The organism is Comamonas trifloxystrobinivorans (genome assembly GCF_043359985.1).
GTDB classification, from domain to species: Bacteria; Pseudomonadota; Gammaproteobacteria; order Burkholderiales; family Burkholderiaceae_C; genus Comamonas; species Comamonas trifloxystrobinivorans.
In genome coordinates this window covers 18,507-33,498 of the sequence record NZ_JBHZGV010000014.1, presented here as the reverse complement: position 1 = coordinate 33,498, position 14,992 = coordinate 18,507, and the positions used below count along the sequence as shown (strand labels likewise).

15 protein-coding genes and 1 tRNA gene are annotated in these 14,992 nt (G+C 61.2%); 3 read left to right on the top strand and 13 right to left on the bottom strand.

Going from position 1 to position 14,992, the window contains the following annotated elements; genetic code table 11:
• Positions 1-4 precede the first annotated feature (4 nt).
• The 6 genes from ACFIQF_RS17840 to ACFIQF_RS17815 all read right to left on the bottom strand — a co-directional run bounded on the left by ACFIQF_RS17840 (position 5) and on the right by ACFIQF_RS17815 (position 6,796).
• Positions 5-1,411 carry an amidase gene (locus ACFIQF_RS17840; protein WP_393944919.1) on the bottom strand — a complete coding sequence of 469 codons (1,407 nt, stop codon included), beginning with the start codon at positions 1,409-1,411 and terminating at the stop codon, positions 5-7.
• A gap of 95 nt (positions 1,412-1,506) precedes the next feature.
• Positions 1,507-2,997 (bottom strand): ABC transporter substrate-binding protein, encoded by a 1,491-nt coding sequence (locus ACFIQF_RS17835; RefSeq protein ID WP_393944917.1) that lies wholly within the window; start codon positions 2,995-2,997, stop codon positions 1,507-1,509.
• 104 nt (positions 2,998-3,101) lie between these two features.
• Positions 3,102-3,941 carry an ATP-binding cassette domain-containing protein gene (locus ACFIQF_RS17830; protein ID WP_393944916.1) on the bottom strand — a complete coding sequence of 280 codons (840 nt, stop codon included), beginning with the start codon at positions 3,939-3,941 and terminating at the stop codon, positions 3,102-3,104.
• The gene (locus tag ACFIQF_RS17825; RefSeq protein ID WP_393944914.1) at positions 3,938-4,933 is read right to left on the bottom strand and encodes an ABC transporter ATP-binding protein; all 996 of its coding nucleotides are present in this window, start codon (positions 4,931-4,933) and stop codon (positions 3,938-3,940) included. The genes ACFIQF_RS17830 and ACFIQF_RS17825 overlap by 4 nt, the downstream gene beginning before the upstream one ends.
• Before the next feature lie 9 nt (positions 4,934-4,942).
• Positions 4,943-5,830 (bottom strand): ABC transporter permease, encoded by an 888-nt coding sequence (locus tag ACFIQF_RS17820; RefSeq protein ID WP_393944912.1) that lies wholly within the window; start codon positions 5,828-5,830, stop codon positions 4,943-4,945.
• Positions 5,831-5,833: 3 nt separating this feature from the next.
• Positions 5,834-6,796, bottom strand: a complete 963-nt coding sequence (locus tag ACFIQF_RS17815; RefSeq protein WP_393944911.1) for an ABC transporter permease — start codon at positions 6,794-6,796, stop codon at positions 5,834-5,836.
• A gap of 197 nt (positions 6,797-6,993) precedes the next feature.
• Between ACFIQF_RS17815 and ACFIQF_RS17810 the strand changes: the two genes are divergently transcribed.
• The gene (locus tag ACFIQF_RS17810) at positions 6,994-7,248 is read left to right on the top strand and encodes a YfhL family 4Fe-4S dicluster ferredoxin (protein ID WP_393944910.1); all 255 of its coding nucleotides are present in this window, start codon (positions 6,994-6,996) and stop codon (positions 7,246-7,248) included.
• A gap of 77 nt (positions 7,249-7,325) precedes the next feature.
• Here the strand turns inward: ACFIQF_RS17810 and pth are convergent, their stop codons facing one another.
• The 7 genes from pth to ACFIQF_RS17775 form a co-directional block, all read right to left on the bottom strand.
• Positions 7,326-7,934 carry an aminoacyl-tRNA hydrolase gene (gene pth / locus ACFIQF_RS17805; RefSeq protein WP_393944909.1) on the bottom strand — a complete coding sequence of 203 codons (609 nt, stop codon included), beginning with the start codon at positions 7,932-7,934 and terminating at the stop codon, positions 7,326-7,328.
• A gap of 91 nt (positions 7,935-8,025) precedes the next feature.
• A complete protein-coding gene (locus tag ACFIQF_RS17800; RefSeq protein WP_393944908.1) occupies positions 8,026-8,628 on the bottom strand; it encodes a 50S ribosomal protein L25/general stress protein Ctc in 603 nt (200 codons plus the stop codon).
• A 127-nt stretch (positions 8,629-8,755) separates the two neighbouring features.
• Positions 8,756-9,718 carry a ribose-phosphate pyrophosphokinase gene (locus ACFIQF_RS17795; RefSeq protein ID WP_393944906.1) on the bottom strand — a complete coding sequence of 321 codons (963 nt, stop codon included), beginning with the start codon at positions 9,716-9,718 and terminating at the stop codon, positions 8,756-8,758.
• Positions 9,719-9,774: 56 nt separating this feature from the next.
• Positions 9,775-9,851 (bottom strand) — tRNA-Gln (locus ACFIQF_RS17790).
• 39 nt (positions 9,852-9,890) lie between these two features.
• Positions 9,891-10,748: a 4-(cytidine 5'-diphospho)-2-C-methyl-D-erythritol kinase gene (gene ispE, locus ACFIQF_RS17785; RefSeq protein ID WP_393944904.1), complete on the bottom strand. Its 858-nt coding sequence runs from the start codon at positions 10,746-10,748 to the stop codon at positions 9,891-9,893.
• A 47-nt stretch (positions 10,749-10,795) separates the two neighbouring features.
• Positions 10,796-11,311: an outer membrane lipoprotein LolB gene (locus ACFIQF_RS17780; RefSeq protein ID WP_393944902.1), complete on the bottom strand. Its 516-nt coding sequence runs from the start codon at positions 11,309-11,311 to the stop codon at positions 10,796-10,798.
• On the bottom strand, positions 11,308-13,077 hold the full coding sequence (locus ACFIQF_RS17775; RefSeq protein WP_393944900.1) for a tetratricopeptide repeat protein: 1,770 nt from the start codon (positions 13,075-13,077) through the stop codon (positions 11,308-11,310). The genes ACFIQF_RS17780 and ACFIQF_RS17775 overlap by 4 nt, the downstream gene beginning before the upstream one ends.
• 45 nt (positions 13,078-13,122) lie before the next feature.
• On the opposite strand from ACFIQF_RS17775, the gene mutM reads away from it, so the two are divergent.
• Together mutM and mutY are read left to right on the top strand one after the other, a co-directional pair.
• The gene (mutM, locus tag ACFIQF_RS17770; RefSeq protein ID WP_393944899.1) at positions 13,123-13,935 is read left to right on the top strand and encodes a bifunctional DNA-formamidopyrimidine glycosylase/DNA-(apurinic or apyrimidinic site) lyase; all 813 of its coding nucleotides are present in this window, start codon (positions 13,123-13,125) and stop codon (positions 13,933-13,935) included.
• Positions 13,936-13,957: 22 nt separating this feature from the next.
• Positions 13,958-14,992 (top strand): A/G-specific adenine glycosylase, encoded by a 1,035-nt coding sequence (mutY, locus tag ACFIQF_RS17765; RefSeq protein ID WP_393944897.1) that lies wholly within the window; start codon positions 13,958-13,960, stop codon positions 14,990-14,992.

Below are 14,992 nucleotides of genomic sequence, written 5' to 3'. Positions count from 1 at the left end.
GGTTTTAGCGGGCCGGAGCTTGTGGCCAGGCGTGTTGCGGATCGCGGATCTGTTCGAACGCACGCGAGAGTTGCAGCACGCCCAGATCGTCAAAACGCGCACCGGCAATCTGCAAACCGATGGGCAGGCCTGCCGCGGTGTAGCCGCAGTTGACCGAGGCGGCCGGCTGCTCAGACATGTTGTAGGGCACGGTGTAGCCAATGTGTTCCAGCGGTCGCAGCGGGTCGTTGGTGGGCGAGGCCCATTCGGCCGCAAAGGCCACATGTGGCGCCACGGGCGAGATCACAAAATCGAAGGCACTGGTGGCCTTGACGGTGGCTACACGCACCTGGTGGAAAGCCTGGCTGGCGTGGAAGACTTCGCTGCCGCTCATGCCTTGCGCGCTTTCGGCCCAGGTGCGGATGTAGGGCAGCACTTTCTCGCGCTGCGCGGCGCTGAGCAATTGCATGTCGGTGTAAGAACGCATGCGCCAGAAGTGGTCCATGCCGTCGAGCAGGGCTTGCGTCATGAAGGGCTGCATGGGCACGATTTGCGCGCCCGCCGCTTCCAGCAATTGTGCGGCACGCTCAATAGCGGCTTTCACCTCGGGCTGCAGTGGCAGACCGCAACCGGCATCGAGCAGCAGGCCAATGCGTTTGCCGCGAATGTATTCGGGCGTGGTGTTGGCTGCCGAGGCCCAGGCGATGTCTTGCGCAGGCAGGCTCATGGTGTCGCGCACATCGGGCGCGGAGAGCACTTGCATCATCAGGGCGGAATCTGCCACGGTGCGCGTCATCGGGCCGGCAGCGCGGCCGGTGTAGGGCGGATCGATGGGAATGCGGCCCAGGCTGGGCTTGAGGCTGTAGATGCCGCACCAGCTGGCGGGCAGGCGCAGCGAGCCGCCAATGTCGGTGCCGATGTGCAAAGGGCCATAGCCGGCTGCTGAAGCGGCGCCGCCGCCTGCGCTGGAGCCGCCCGGGCCTTTGCTCAAGTCCCAGGGATTGCGCGCCAGTTGGTGAAAGCTCGACAGGCCGGACGACAGCATGCCGTAGTCGGGCATGGTGGTTTTGGCAAACATGATGGCGTGCGCCTCGCGCATGCGCGCTGCGGGCGGCGCATCGGCTGCTGCCGGCACCAGCTGAACGGCCGCTGTGCCGAGCGGCACCGGGTCGCCTTGCGTGGCAATGTTCTCTTTGATGGTGACGGGCACGCCATCGAGCAAACCGGCGGGTTGGTTCTTTTGCCAGCGTGCTTCACTCATCCGCGCCTGCGCCAGTGCCAGCTCAGGGCGGTACAGGTAGGTGGCGCACAGCTGTGGCTCCCAGCGGTTGACGTGGTCGATGACAGATTGCATCACATCAACAGGCGAGAGCTCATGCTTTTGGTAGGCGGCCAGCAATTCGGTCGCGGGCAGATCGTGAAGCGCGGTCATAGCAAAAAACAGGTGAAAAGGCCAAAGAAAAAGCCCATCCTGGCGGGCGCCAGTGATGGGCTTGACGCTATATCAAGCGTAGCAACTTAGGTCCATCATGCCCAGTACATGGATGACAGATCGTTCACAAAGATCGGCATGTCTTTCCACAGACCGCGCACGTTCTTGGCGGCGATGGTCACCCATTGCGGCTGGTAGAGGAAGACGTTGGCCGCGTCTTCGGCCAGCAGGCGCTGCGCGTCGCCCAGCAGGCGGGCGCGGTCGGCAGGGCGGGCTTCCAGCTTGATCTGCTCGAACAGCTTGTTGAACTTTTCCGACTGGTAGCCCCAGTAGTAATCGGGGCGGGCGTAGTTGCCCAGGTCGAAAGGCTCGACGTGCGAGATGATCGACAGATCGTAATTCTTGTTGGTGTAGGTGCCCGAGAGCCACTGCGCCCATTCCACGTTCTGCAGTTTGACGTTGATGCCGATCTTCGAGAGCTGCGCGGCAACGATCTCGCCGCCCTGGCGTGCGTAGGGCGTGGGTGGCAGCGTCATGGTCAGCTCCAGCGGCGTTTTCACGCCGGCTTCGGCCAGCAGCTTCTTGGCTTTTTCCACGTCGTACGGGTTGACGCCGGTGGTGTCGACATAGCCAAACGCGCCTGGCACGTAGTGGCTGCCGATGGGCGCGCCCAGGCCTTCGGCGGCACCGGCGATGACAGCCTTGCGGTCGATGGCGGCAGACAGCGCACGGCGCACCCGCACATCGTCCAGCGGCTTGCGGCGCTCGTTGATGGCCACAATGGTTTTGGCGCGCGAGCCGCTGATCACCACCTGGTAACGCGGGTTGGTTTTGAACTGGTCAATGCCACGGGCCGAGACGCGTGGGAACACATCCACATCGCCGGCCAGCAGCGCGGCCACTTGCGCGGCGGCATCCGAGATGAAGCGGAAGGTGGCGCGGCGCACGCGCAAGGTTGAGGCGCTGCGGTGCTGCGGCCAGGCTTCGAGCGTGATCGACGAGCCCTTGCTCCAGTTGCCGAGCTTGTAAGGGCCGGTGCCAACGGGCTTGGTAGCGTTGCTGTCGGCGCTCTTGGGTTCGACGATGACCGAAGTGGCCTGGCCCAGCACAAACAGCAGATCCGGGTCGATCTCTTTGTTGAGAATCACCACAGTGTGGTCGTCCACCACCTGGGCCGTCAGATTGGCAAAAGTGCGCTTGTCCTTGTTGGTGCTTTTCTCGCCAGCGGCGCGGTCAAAAGCGAACTTGACGGTGTTGGCGTTGAACGGCTCGCCGTTGTGGAACTGCACGCCTTTGCGCAGCTTGAAGGTGTAGGTCTTCAAGTCGGGCGAGACTTCCCAGCTCTCGGCCAGCAGCGGCGAGACGCTGCCGTCGGCGTTGATCTTGGTGAGCGTTTCGTAGATGTTGTATTGCGTGATTTCAGCGATGGACGAGGCCGCGCCGGCCGTGGGATCGAGCCCTGGCGGCTCCAGCGTCATGCCGATGACCACGGTGTCTTTTTTGGCCTGCGCATTGGCCACGCCGGGCAGCCACAGGGGCAGCGGGGCAATGGCGCCAGCAGCAAGCAGATGTCTGCGATTGAGCATGCGGGGACTCCTTGGAATAGCTATTGTTGGAAAGTAAGCGAACAACAGGCATTGCGCCCAGGCCGGGAAGCTGCGTCCGGGCCGGTGCTTTGCTTCAGCAGTGGTTATACAGGAACTGTAGCGGCCTGGGTATGCGCCACTCGGCGGCGCGGACGCACTTGTGGCACTGCGCTGACGAGTTTTTGCGTGTACGGGTGCTGCGCGTGCTGGAACAGTTGCGCAGGCGTGCCGCGCTCCACAATTTCGCCCTTGTACAGCACCACCACTTCGTCGCACAAGTGGTTGATGACGGCCAGATCGTGGCTGATGAGCATGTAGGTGATGCCGAATTCGGTTTGCAAATCCTGCATCAGGTTCAGCACCTGGGCTTGCACCGAGACATCGAGCGCGCTGACGGGCTCGTCCGCCACGATCAGTTTGGGCTTGGTGATCAAGGCGCGGGCAATGGCAATGCGTTGGCGCTGGCCGCCAGAAAACTCGTGCGGGTACTTGTCCACATCCTGCGGGCGCAGGCCCACTTGCTGCAGCACGGCAATGGCGCGTTCGCGCTGCTCGGGGCGGCTGGTTTCTCGCTGTGCTTGCAGCGGCTCGGTGATGATGCGTTCCACCGTTTGGCGTGGGTCCAAAGAACCATAGGGATCTTGGAACACCATTTGAAAGTCTTTGCGGGCGCGGCGCAGTTCTGGCGCGGGCAGCGTGTGCAGATTCTGCCCGTTCAGCAGTACCTGGCCGGCGCTCGGCGTGTCCAAGGCCATGACCAGGCGCGCCAGCGTAGATTTGCCCGAACCCGATTCGCCCACCACGCCCAGGCTTTTGCCTGCGTGCAGTGCAAAGCTCACGCCGCGCAGCGCCTCTACCGTAGGCGGCGGGGCGAATAGTTTTTCGCGCGGCAGGGTGTAGGTACGCACCAGGTCGCGTACTTCCAGCAAAGGCTTCTCGCTCATGCGGCGACTCCGGTGGGGGCGTAGGCTTCGGGGCGCGAGCAATACACCTGGTGTTCCTCGTTCAGTGGTATGCAGGGCGGAACCTGCGTGGCGCAGGCGCCATGGGTAAAACTGCAGCGGCCGGCAAAGGTGCAGCCAGCAGGCAAATCCACCAGCTCGGGTACCGTGCCGGCAATGGTTTGCAGACGCTGCGGTTGGCCGTTGATGCGTGGCTGCATGCTGGGGCGCGCCGCCAGCAGGCCGCGTGTATAGGGGTGAGCCATGTGGTCAAACACCGCTTCGGTGCTGCCGGATTCGACCACGGTGCCGCCATACATCACCACCATCTGGTCGACGTTTTGCGAGATCACGCCCAGGTCGTGCGAGATGAGCAAGAGCGCCATGTTGCGCTCTGCCACCAGCTCGTTGATGAGGTCGAGAATCTGCTGCTGGATGGTGACGTCGAGCGCCGTGGTGGGCTCGTCGGCAATCAGCAGATCAGGGCCGCAGGCCAGAGCCATGGCGATGGTGATGCGCTGGCGCTGACCGCCCGAGAACTGGTGCGGATAAGCGTCGTAACGCTGCTCGGGTTGGGCAATGCCAACACGGTTCAGCAAGGCAATGGCTTCGGTTTTGGCCTGGCGCGCACTCATGTTTTTGTGCAGGCGCAGCGGCTCGCTGATTTGCTGGCCGATGGTGTGCACCGGGTTCAGCGCCGTCATCGGCTCTTGAAAGATCATGCCGATGCGGTTGCCGCGCACCGTGCGCCACCAGCTGTCGGGCTGGTTGACGAGCGAGTGGCCGTCAAAGCTGGCGCTGCCGCTGACCTGGGCCGATTCGGGCAGCAAGCCCATCAGTGCCATGGCGGTGATGGATTTGCCGCAACCTGATTCGCCAATCAGGCCCAGTGCCTGACCGCGGTCGATTTGAAAGCTGATGTCGCGCACGGCGCGTGCCGGGCCACGGTGGGTTTGCAGCTGGATGCTGAGGCCGGAGACGTCGATCAAAGCCATGGCCAGTCCTTATCGTTTGCGCGCCAGGCGAGGGTCGAGCAGATCGCGCAGACCGTCGCCAAGCAGGTTGAGGCCGAGCACCGACAGTGCGATCGCCACACCGGGAAACACCGCCAGCAGTGGCGCTTGGAACATCAGGGTTTGCGCCTCGCTCAGCATGCGGCCCCACGAGGGCTGTGGCGGCTGCGTGCCCAGGCCGAGGTAGGACAGTGCGGCTTCGGCCAGGATGGCGAGCGCAAACTGGATGGTGGCCTGCACGATGAGCACCGACAGAATATTGGGCAGCACGTGTTGCCAGGTGATGCTCCACGCGCCTTTGCCGCAGGAGCGGGCCGCCAGAATGTATTCGCGCGACCAGATGGAGTTGGCCGATGCCCGCGTGATGCGCGCAAAGGTGGGAATATTGAACACGCCGATGGCGATGATGGAGTTGACAATGCCCGCGCCGAACACCGCCGTCATCATGATGGCCGAGAGAATGGCCGGGAAGGCAAAGGTGAAATCCGACAGCCGCATGATGGCCTCTTCCACCCAGCCGCGTTTGGCCGCTGCCAGCAAGCCCAGAGCGGTGCCAATGCTCAGGCCAATGCCCACGGCCACAACACCTACCAAGATGGAGTTGCGCGCGCCCACCAGCAACTGTGAGGCGACATCGCGGCCATAAGCATCGGTACCCAGCCAGTGCAGGGCGGATGGGCCTTGCAGCTTGTTGTCGATGTTCATGTCGAAGGGCGACCAGGGCGTCCAGACATAGGACAGGCCGGCGGCCAGCAGCAAAGCCAGGCTCAGGACTGCGCCAATGATGAAGCTGGGATTACGCAAGGCACGGCGCCAAAAGCTGGGTGCATGAGCAGTACTGCTCGCCGTGGCGGAGGGGGAGGCGATGGTCTGGCTCATAGCTTAGATATCACTGGCCTTGATGCGAGGGTCGATCGCGGCATACAGCACATCGACGAGGAAGTTGACCACCACCACCATGGCGGCAAGCAGCATCACGCAGTTGCGCACCACCATCAGATCGCGGTTGGCGATGGATTGGAAAATGAGCCGCCCCATGCCAGGCAGGTAGAACACGTTCTCGACCACGATGGTGCCCGCCAGCAGGTTGGCAAACTGCAGGCCCATGACGGTGACCACCGGAATCAGTGCGTTGCGCAGCACGTGCTTGTAGAGTGCTGCACGTTGCGAAAGCCCTTTGGCACGCGCGGTGCGTACAAAGTCTTCACGCAGCACCTCCAGCACCGCAGAGCGGGTAATGCGCGCCAGAATGGCGGCCTGCACCACGGCCAGCGAAATGGCTGGCAGCAGCAGCGCCTTGATCGCTGCCCAGAATGAGCCGCCCGAGGCTTCGGTCCAGCCTGGAAAACCGCCGGCAGAAAACCATTTGAGCTGCACTGAAAACAGCAGGATCAGCAAGATGGCGAACCAGAAATTGGGAATGGCAATGCCCAACTGCGCCAAACCCATCACGCTCACATCGCCAATCTTGTTGTGGTGGCTGGCCGCATAGATGCCGGCGAAAAGAGCGACCACGGTGGTGATCAGCATGGCCATGACTGCCAGCGGCACGGTGAGCGCCAGGCGCTCGACAATCAATTCCAACACTGGTGTGCCGTAGCTGTAGCTGTTGCCCATGTCGAGGTGCACCAGGCCGCTGATCCAGTGCCAGTAACGTTCCCAGGCGGGCTGGTTCAGGCCCAGTTGCTCAGCCAGCTCGGCCACGGCCTCGGGCGCGGCGTCGGGGCCCATCAGCATTTGCGCGGCGTTGCCGGGCAGGATTTCCAACACCAGAAAAACCACCACCGAGGTGCCCAGCAAGGTGAGCAGCAGCGTGAGCGTGCGTTTGAGCAGAAAAAGACCCATGGTCGGCTGTCGTTATAAGGGTTATCTCAAAAATAATAGCAAAAACTGCAGAATCGGCAAGCGCCGCCAGCATAGCGCGAAAAATTCTGGCACGCCATGCCTGCTTACTCGCAAAGTCGCGAGTATGGCCAAGAGCGAGGCAGGATAATGTCGCTCATGTCACAGTTTTTGCCCCATTGCCAGGAGGAGGCGCCAGCATGGCTTTGATGATTACCGACGAGTGCATCAACTGCGATGTGTGCGAGCCCGAGTGCCCGAACGACGCCATCTACATGGGCGAGGCGTATTACGAGATTGATCCGCACAAGTGCACCGAATGTGTCGGGCACTTTGACGAGCCCCAATGCGTGCAGATCTGCCCGGTGGCTTGCATTCCGGTGAATCCCGAGCATGTGGAAAGCCCTGAGACCTTGATGCAGAAGTACGAGCGGCTGCAGGCGGAAAAGAGGTAGTCACCGATGAGCGTGCGCTGAGTCGCAAACGCTGCACCATGAAAAAAGCGCCGCATGCGGCGCTTTGTTGTTGCTGCTCACACGCCTTCGGGGCGCGGATGCTTGGGCCGCTGGGGCTTGGTGGTGTGGATTTTGAGCGTGGCTTTTTCCATCTCGCCGGCCAGCAGCTCGGGTGCGGCTTGCATAGCGTGGATGATGCTGTCTTCGATGAGCTTGCGCTGATCGGGCGCGGGTTTGCGCAGCACCCAGTTGGGCACTTCATTTTTGTCGCCGGGGTGGCCAATGCCGATGCGCAGGCGCCAGTAATCGGGCGAGCCCAGCTGGGCATGGATATCGCGCAGGCCGTTGTGGCCACCGTGGCCGCCGCCTTTTTTAAGCTTGACCTGGCCGGGCGGCAGATCGAGCTCGTCGTGCACCACCAGCACTTCTTCGGGTTTGATCTTGAAAAAGCGGGCCAGCGCACCGACCGATTTGCCCGACAAATTCATAAAGGTTTGGGGCTCCAGCAGCCAGACGGATTCGCCATTGATGCTGGTGCGCGCCACCAGGCCAAAGTAATTGCGGTCGGGTTGCAGCGTCAGGCGCAGATCATTCGCCAGCGCATCGATCCACCAAAAGCCGGCATTGTGGCGCGTGCCTTCGTATTCTGGGCCTGGGTTGCCGAGGCCAACAAACAGCTTGATCATGGGCGTGGATTATCGTGCGGAATGAAAAAAGGCTGCATTGACCAGCAATGCAGCCTGATGGGCAGCGCACGAGGCGCTACCTTGGCCAAAATTATTCGGCAGCAGGAGCGTCAGCAGCAGGAGCGGCTTCTTCTTCAGCACCAGCAGGAGCGGCCACGGACACCATGGCAGCGGTGCTGTGCGTAGCCAGCTTCACGCCTGCGGGCAGAGTCACTTCGTTCACGTGGATCACGTGACCCTTTTCCAGCTTGCTCAGGTCCACGGTGATGAACTCGGGCAGGTCCTTGGGCAGGCAGGACACTTCGATTTCGGTCACGATCGGGGTCACCATGCACTTGTCGATCTTGACGGCAGGCGATTCTTCAGCGCCGCTGAAGTGCACAGGCACCTTCATGGTCAGCACGGTGTTGGCGTCCACGCGTTGGAAGTCCACGTGCAGCACCAGTTGCTTGAACGGGTGGTATTGCACATTGCGCAGCAGCACTTGGCTCTTGGCGCCTTCCAGGTCCATGTCCAGCACGGAGGAGTGGAAAGCTTCCTTCTTCAGGGCGTACCACAGGGTGTTGTGGTCCACTTCCACCAGTTGGGGTTCAGCCGAACCACCATAGATGATGGCGGGCGTACGGCCAGAATTACGCAGGCGGCGGCTCGCACCCGTACCTTGCTTAGCGCGCGCAAAAGCGACGACGTTCATATCAATTCTCCAAAGGGGATGAACCGCGACCAGTTCACCCGGTTAAAAAGGCCGCTGTCAGTGACAGCGGCCAGCGAAACTCTCGATTTTAGCAGAACTTGGATTTTTGGCCTGTGGCCAAAAACCATCAAGCGTCCTGGAACAGGCTCATCACCGATTCGCCGGTGGCGATGCGGTGGATGGTTTCTGCAAACAGCGGTGCCACCGACAACTGGCGAATCTTGCTGCAAGCGCGAGCGTTCGATGCCAGAGGGATGGTGTTGGTCACCACGACTTCGTCCAGTGCAGCGCCGCCGCCGATGCGGTCGATGGCCGGGCCGGAGAAAATCGGGTGCGTGCAATAGGCGTAGACCTTCTTGGCACCGCGCTCTTTGAGCACTTCTGCGGCTTTGACCAAGGTGCCTGCGGTGTCGATCATGTCGTCCATGATCACGCAGTTGCGGCCTTCGATATCACCGATCACGTGCATCACCTCAGACACATTGGCCTTGGGGCGGCGCTTGTCGATGATGGCCAGGTCGCAATGCAGTTGCTTGGCCAGTGCACGGGCGCGCACCACGCCACCGACGTCAGGCGAGACCACGATCAGATCGTCGTAGTTCTTCTGGCGCAGATCGCCGAGCAGCACGGGCGAGGCGTAGATGTTGTCGACGGGAATGTCGAAGAAGCCCTGAATCTGGTCCGCGTGCAAATCCATGGTCAGCACGCGGCTCACGCCAGCGGCTTGCAACATGTTGGCAACCACCTTGGCGGTAATGGGCACGCGGGTAGAACGCACACGGCGGTCTTGGCGGGCATAGCCAAAGTAGGGAATCACAGCACAGATGCGTTCGGCCGAGGCGCGCTTCAAGGCGTCGACCATCACCAGCAACTCCATCAGGTGGTCGTTGGTGGGGGCGCAGGTGGGCTGAATAACAAAAACGTCGCGGGTGCGAACGTTTTGCTTGATTTCCACCGTGACTTCTCCATCGGAGAAGCGGCCTACATCGGCAGCGCCCAGTGTGGTGTGAAGATGTTGTGCAATTTCAGTAGCAAGGCCGGTGTTGGCATTGCCAGTGAAAACCATGAAGTCTGGATGATGGTTTTGCATAGCGTCCCAGTGGATATGGGTTAGCTGTGTGCGTTGCTAGTACGCGATAAGAAATGTGGCAGGGGAAGAAGGATTCGAACCTTCGCATGCCGGAATCAAAATCCGGTGCCTTAACCAGCTTGGCGACTCCCCTACGAGAATTGGTGCTAAGCATCACCAACTCTTAAAACCTTCAGTCTTGGGCCCATCCTATCAAAGGATGCTCCGTCAGACTCTTGCAATCTTTCACTGTCCAGTCTTGTGAAAAACTGCTTTGGCAGCTAAAAGCTTGCGTTTTCTTCACTGCAAACACTGCACTGCCTGAGCCCGTCATTCTAGCATGTAATCCTTGCGATTTCAAAAAGTCAGAAACTTTTTTTATCGAAGGACACAAGCCTTCAGCGACCGGCTGCAAGTCGTTTCGACCGAAGTCAAAGTGCTTTGCAGCGAAGTCCGAAATTGTAGCAGCTTTTGAATCGCGTTTCAGGTTCGGACTGGAAAAAATTAATTTCGTATCCAAGCCTTCTTGCGGCTTCACAACTATCAGCGCGGTGTCTGCTAGCTGCTGCTCGTTTTCGAGTGGACGTATTATGTCACCAATTCCTTCGACCCAAGCCGATTTGCCAAAAATAAAAAAAGGAACATCGGCACCGAGCTGCAGCGCTATGCGTTGCAGCTCGCCACGCGACAGCTTCAGATTCCATAGCTGGTTGAGTGCCAGCAGGGTGCTGGCCGCGTCGGATGAGCCGCCACCCATGCCTGCTTGCGCGGGCAGGTTTTTGCGCACACCAATGTGCACGCCTTGCTGGCAACCGGTGGCTTGTTGCAGGGCTTTGGCGGCGCGCGTGATCAGGTCGTCGGCAGGCAGGCTGACATTGAGGTCTTCGCGGCTGATGGCGCCGCTGTGCTGCAGCTCAAAGTGCAGCTCGTCGGCCCAGTCGATGAGCATGAAAACCGACTGCAGCAAATGGTAGCCATCGGCCCGGCGGCCGGTGATGTGCAAAAACAGATTGAGCTTGGCCGGGGCGGGCACGTCGTACAGCGTACGCATGGGGTATCGATCCGAAAAAAGAGGTAATGCCAGGCAACCCGTGGCTGTCAGGAGCGCTCGAGCACGATGCGCAAGCTGGCTTCGGGTTGCGGGTACAGGCGTTGTGCGGTGATTTTGCCGTCGCCGTAGGCGGCCAGATCGGCCTCCCAGCCTTGGGCGGGTGTGGGTTTGCCTTGCAGCCAGTCGAACAAGGCGGCAATTGGCAGGCTGGTGCCCATCAGCTCTTGCGTGAGCTCGTCGAGCGAGCCGGCTTGGCGGGTTTGCTGGCCTTGGGTCACGCTGGCTTGCTGCGCCGTCCATTGCACGCGCGCCACGATGTTGCCCAAGGGGTTGAGCAACACCAGCTCTCCTTGGGCGGCAGAGCCCGACAGCTCAAAGCTGCCACTGGTGGACTGCGGTTGCGCGCCTCCCACCTGAACTGACATGCGCCCGCTCCAGTAACCGGCACCGGGTGGCGGCGTCAGTTGCTGCTGCGGTGTGGCGCAGCCGGCCAGAACCAAAGCCGATGAGGCGGTGGCAAGCGCCAGCCATTGACGCCGTGTACAGGTGTGTGCGGTTGTCACGGCGTGATGCCCAGGGTTTTGAAGGTGTTGCGCACCGTTTCGTTCTCGGGGGCGTCCTTGAGGGAGTTGCGCAGCAGCTCTTGGGCAGCCTGGGTTTTGCCTTGCTTGAACCAGACTTCGGCCAAGTGGGCGCCAATCTCGGCATCGGGCTGTTTGGCATAGGCTTTTTCCAGCCATTGGGCCGCTTGCTCCAGGTTGCCGCGCTTGTATTCGACCCAGCCCAGGCTGTCGGTAATGTAGGGGTCGCCGGGCGCCAGTTCCAGGGCTTTTTCGATCAGGGTTTTGGCCTCGTCCAGCTTCTGGCCGCGGTCGGCCAGGGAATAGCCCAGCGCGTTGTAGGCGTGGTGGTAATCCGGCTTGAGGGCGATGAGCTTGCGCAGCAAGCTTTCGGCCTGCTCCATCTGGTTGAGCCGCTCAGCCAGCATGGCTTGCTCGTACAGCATGTCCGGGTCGGTGGGCAGCAGCTCGACCAGCTTGGTTTGCGCCTCCAGGGCGCTGCTGTAGTTTTTGGCGGTTTTGTACAGCTGTACCTGGGCCGCCAGTTTGCTGCGGATCTCGCCCGGGCTGCCTTCTGGCAACTGGCTCAGCAGCTCGCTGGCAGCGTCGAACTGGCCTTGCTGCATGCGAACCGATGCTTTGCGCAGCGTGGCCAGCGGCACATTGCCGGCCTTGGCGATTTCGTCAGACCAGCGGTCTGCCTCGCTCCATTTTTTCTGCGCTTCGGCCATTTGCTCGCGCAGCATCAGGCTTTGGATGCGCACTTCTTTTTGCAGCACGGCCGATTCGAACTTGTCAATCAAGGTGTCGAGCTTGAGCAAGGAGACGTCGGCCTCGGAATACTGCTTCATCTGCGCTTGCAGCGCGGCTTTCAAAATCCAGGCGTCGGCCGAATTGGGATCGATGCGGGTGGCTTCGTCGAGCTGGGCCAGTGCCTCGGAAAGGCGCTCGTTGTTCATCAGGCTGCGCGCATAAGCCAGGTGAGCATCAGCGTTTTTGGAGCGGCTGAGAAAATCGTTCACCAGGGTTTCTGCCTCGGGCACGTTGGCCGATACCAGCGCGGCGGCCAGCCTGCCGGCTGCCTGGTTGCTGGCGTCCAGCGTCAAGGCCTTGCGTGCCGATTGCAGTGCTTGTGTGGACTGGCCGGCCGCCAGCTCCATGGCGCCAATGGCGGCCCAAGCATCGGGGCCGGTGGCCGGGTTTTCCAGCTCGGGCGTCAGGGCTTCGCGCACAATGCGGGCGGCCTGGGCTTGGTCGGCAACCCGGCGGTAAATGCTGGGGATGGCACGAATCCATTCCAGCTTTTCTTCAGGCTTGGCCAGGGCGATTTCCTGCTTGAGCAGGGCGCCGGTTTCTTCGCCATGATTGGTGGACAGCAGCACTTGCAACAGGTAGCGGCTGGCCTGGCGCGATTGCGGGTGCGCCTCTTTCCAGGCCTTGGCTACCATGCCGGCTTTTTGGGCCGAGCGCGAGAGCAGCGCAATCTGGGCGGCGCGCTGGTAGACCTTTTCGTCACCCGTGCGGCGGGCGGCATCCAGCAGCAGCTCTACGCTGGTGGTGGCATCGCCTTGGTAGGCATACATTTCGCCCAGCAAAAGCAGGTAGAACAGCTCGGCGTTCAACAGCGAAGTCTCTTGCTCAACGCGCTCTGCGGTGGCCAGATCGGACAGCTTGACTGCCGCAGACGGAGGCGGGCTGGAGTAGGCCCAGGCGGGCGCTGCCAAGCCGGCTGCGAGAAAATAGGCCACATTGCGGAGAGCTTGCTTCATCGGCCCATAATAAACGATGCCCAAGTGCCATGCAGAAGGAAAACAGTGCCCGAGTTGCCAGAAGTGGAAGTGACCAAACGTGGTCTGGTAGCGCCTTTGGAAGGTGCCACCATCGTGCGCGCCAGTCTGGGAAAGCCGCTGCGCTGGCCGCTCGGGATTGCGCTGCCAGCTCTGCAAGGGCGGGTGGTGCAGCAGGTTTTGCGCCGCGGAAAATACATTGTTTTGCAGTTGGACCAGGGCGTGCTGCTCATCCACCTGGGCATGTCGGGCAGTTTGCAGGTGGCGCCGAGCTTGCCGGCGGCAGGCGTGCACGACCACTTTGAACTGGTTTGCGACCGCAGCGTTTTGCGTCTGCACGATCCCAGGCGTTTTGGTGCCGTGGTCTGGGCGCCCGATCTGCAATCGGGCATGGCTGCCAAGCTGCTGAGCAAGCTGGGCACGGAGCCGCTGGAAAGCGGCTTCACTTTCGCCCATTTTTGGCAAGGCTTGCAGCGCTCGCGCATGCCCATCAAACAGCTGCTGCTGGGCGGCCAGGTGGTGGTGGGCGTTGGCAATATTTACGCCAGCGAAGTGCTTTTTCTGGCGCGCATTGCGCCGGACAAACCCGCCAACCAGGTCAGCAAACCCCAGGCCAAGCGCCTGCATGAGGCGATACCGCAAGTGCTCGGCAAAGCCATTGAATTGGGCGGCAGCACCTTGCGTGATTTTGTCCATGTCGATGGCTATGCAGGCGCGTTTCAGGCGCAGGCCAATGTGTACGGCCGCGCAGGCGAGCCCTGTCACCAATGTGGGCGAGCCATCGAAATGCTCAAACAAGGCCAGCGCAGCACCTATTACTGCCGCCGTTGTCAAAAATAAACCCACCAAAGAGTAAGCGTTCTTGAGTCAATTTTCTGAACACATTGTGGCCTGGCAACAAGTCCATGGCCGCCACCATTTGCCGTGGCAGAACACGCGCGATCCGTACCGCGTCTGGCTGTCCGAGATCATGCTGCAGCAGACGCAGGTCAGCACCGTTTTGGGCTACTACGAGCGCTTCTTGCAGCGCTTTCCGACGGTGGCTGATCTGGCCGCTGGTAGCGACGAAGAAGTGATGGCGCTGTGGAGCGGTTTGGGCTATTACAGCCGGGCGCGCAATCTGCACCGCTGCGCGCAAGAGGTGATGGCGCGCTTTGGCGGCGCTTTCCCGCAAACGGTGGAAGAGTTGGCGTCGCTGCCCGGTATTGGCCGCTCCACGGCCAGCGCCATTGCCTCGTTTTGCTTTGCTGTGCGCGCTGCGATTCTGGATGCCAACGTCAAACGCGTGCTGACGCGTTACCTGGGTTTTGCCGACGATCTGGCCAGCAGCGCGGCCGAGAAGAAACTCTGGGCCTTGGCCGAAGATTTGCTGCCTGAACGCGATCTGAACAACACCATGCCGCGCTACACCCAAGGCATGATGGATTTGGGCTCAGGTATCTGCACGGCCAGCAAACCAAGCTGTTTGCTTTGCCCGGTGCAAACCCACTGTGTGGCGCAGCGCGAAGGTGCGCCCGAGCGTTATCCGGTCAAAACCAAAAAACTCAAACGCACATCGGCCAGTTGGTGGTTGCTGTGGTTGCAGCGGGCTGACGGCGCCATCTGGCTGGAAAAGCGCCCAGCCAAAGGTATTTGGGCGGGCTTGTATTGTTTGCCGGTGTATGAATCAGAAGCGGCGCTGGACCAAGCGGCCGCTGGCTTGGGTGCCATGGCAGAGCACCAGCCTGGCCCGTTTTTGCATGTGCTCACGCACAAGGATTTGCACTTGCACCCGGTCAGGGTTTTGGCGCAGAAAAACGCCATGGCAGGGGCACCCGGCCAGTGGTGTGCGCCCAGCCAACTAGCGGCTGTGGGCTTGCCGGCGCCGGTGCGTAACTTGTTGCAGAACGCCGATTAA

Bases quoted from the DNA above. Each gene is read 5' to 3' on its own strand.
- ACFIQF_RS17840 (WP_393944919.1), bottom strand. From the start codon at position 1,411: ATGACCGCGCTTCACGATCTGCCCGCGACCGAATTGCTGGCCGCCTAC.
- ACFIQF_RS17835 (WP_393944917.1), bottom strand. From the start codon at position 2,997: ATGCTCAATCGCAGACATCTGCTTGCTGCTGGCGCCATTGCCCCGCTG.
- ACFIQF_RS17830 (WP_393944916.1), bottom strand. From the start codon at position 3,941: ATGAGCGAGAAGCCTTTGCTGGAAGTACGCGACCTGGTGCGTACCTAC.
- ACFIQF_RS17825 (WP_393944914.1), bottom strand. From the start codon at position 4,933: ATGGCTTTGATCGACGTCTCCGGCCTCAGCATCCAGCTGCAAACCCAC.
- ACFIQF_RS17820 (WP_393944912.1), bottom strand. From the start codon at position 5,830: ATGAGCCAGACCATCGCCTCCCCCTCCGCCACGGCGAGCAGTACTGCT.
- ACFIQF_RS17815 (WP_393944911.1), bottom strand. From the start codon at position 6,796: ATGGGTCTTTTTCTGCTCAAACGCACGCTCACGCTGCTGCTCACCTTG.
- ACFIQF_RS17810 (WP_393944910.1), top strand. From the start codon at position 6,994: ATGGCTTTGATGATTACCGACGAGTGCATCAACTGCGATGTGTGCGAG.
- pth (WP_393944909.1), bottom strand. From the start codon at position 7,934: ATGATCAAGCTGTTTGTTGGCCTCGGCAACCCAGGCCCAGAATACGAA.
- ACFIQF_RS17800 (WP_393944908.1), bottom strand. From the start codon at position 8,628: ATGAACGTCGTCGCTTTTGCGCGCGCTAAGCAAGGTACGGGTGCGAGC.
- ACFIQF_RS17795 (WP_393944906.1), bottom strand. From the start codon at position 9,718: ATGCAAAACCATCATCCAGACTTCATGGTTTTCACTGGCAATGCCAAC.
- ispE (WP_393944904.1), bottom strand. From the start codon at position 10,748: ATGCGTACGCTGTACGACGTGCCCGCCCCGGCCAAGCTCAATCTGTTT.
- ACFIQF_RS17775 (WP_393944900.1), bottom strand. From the start codon at position 13,077: ATGAAGCAAGCTCTCCGCAATGTGGCCTATTTTCTCGCAGCCGGCTTG.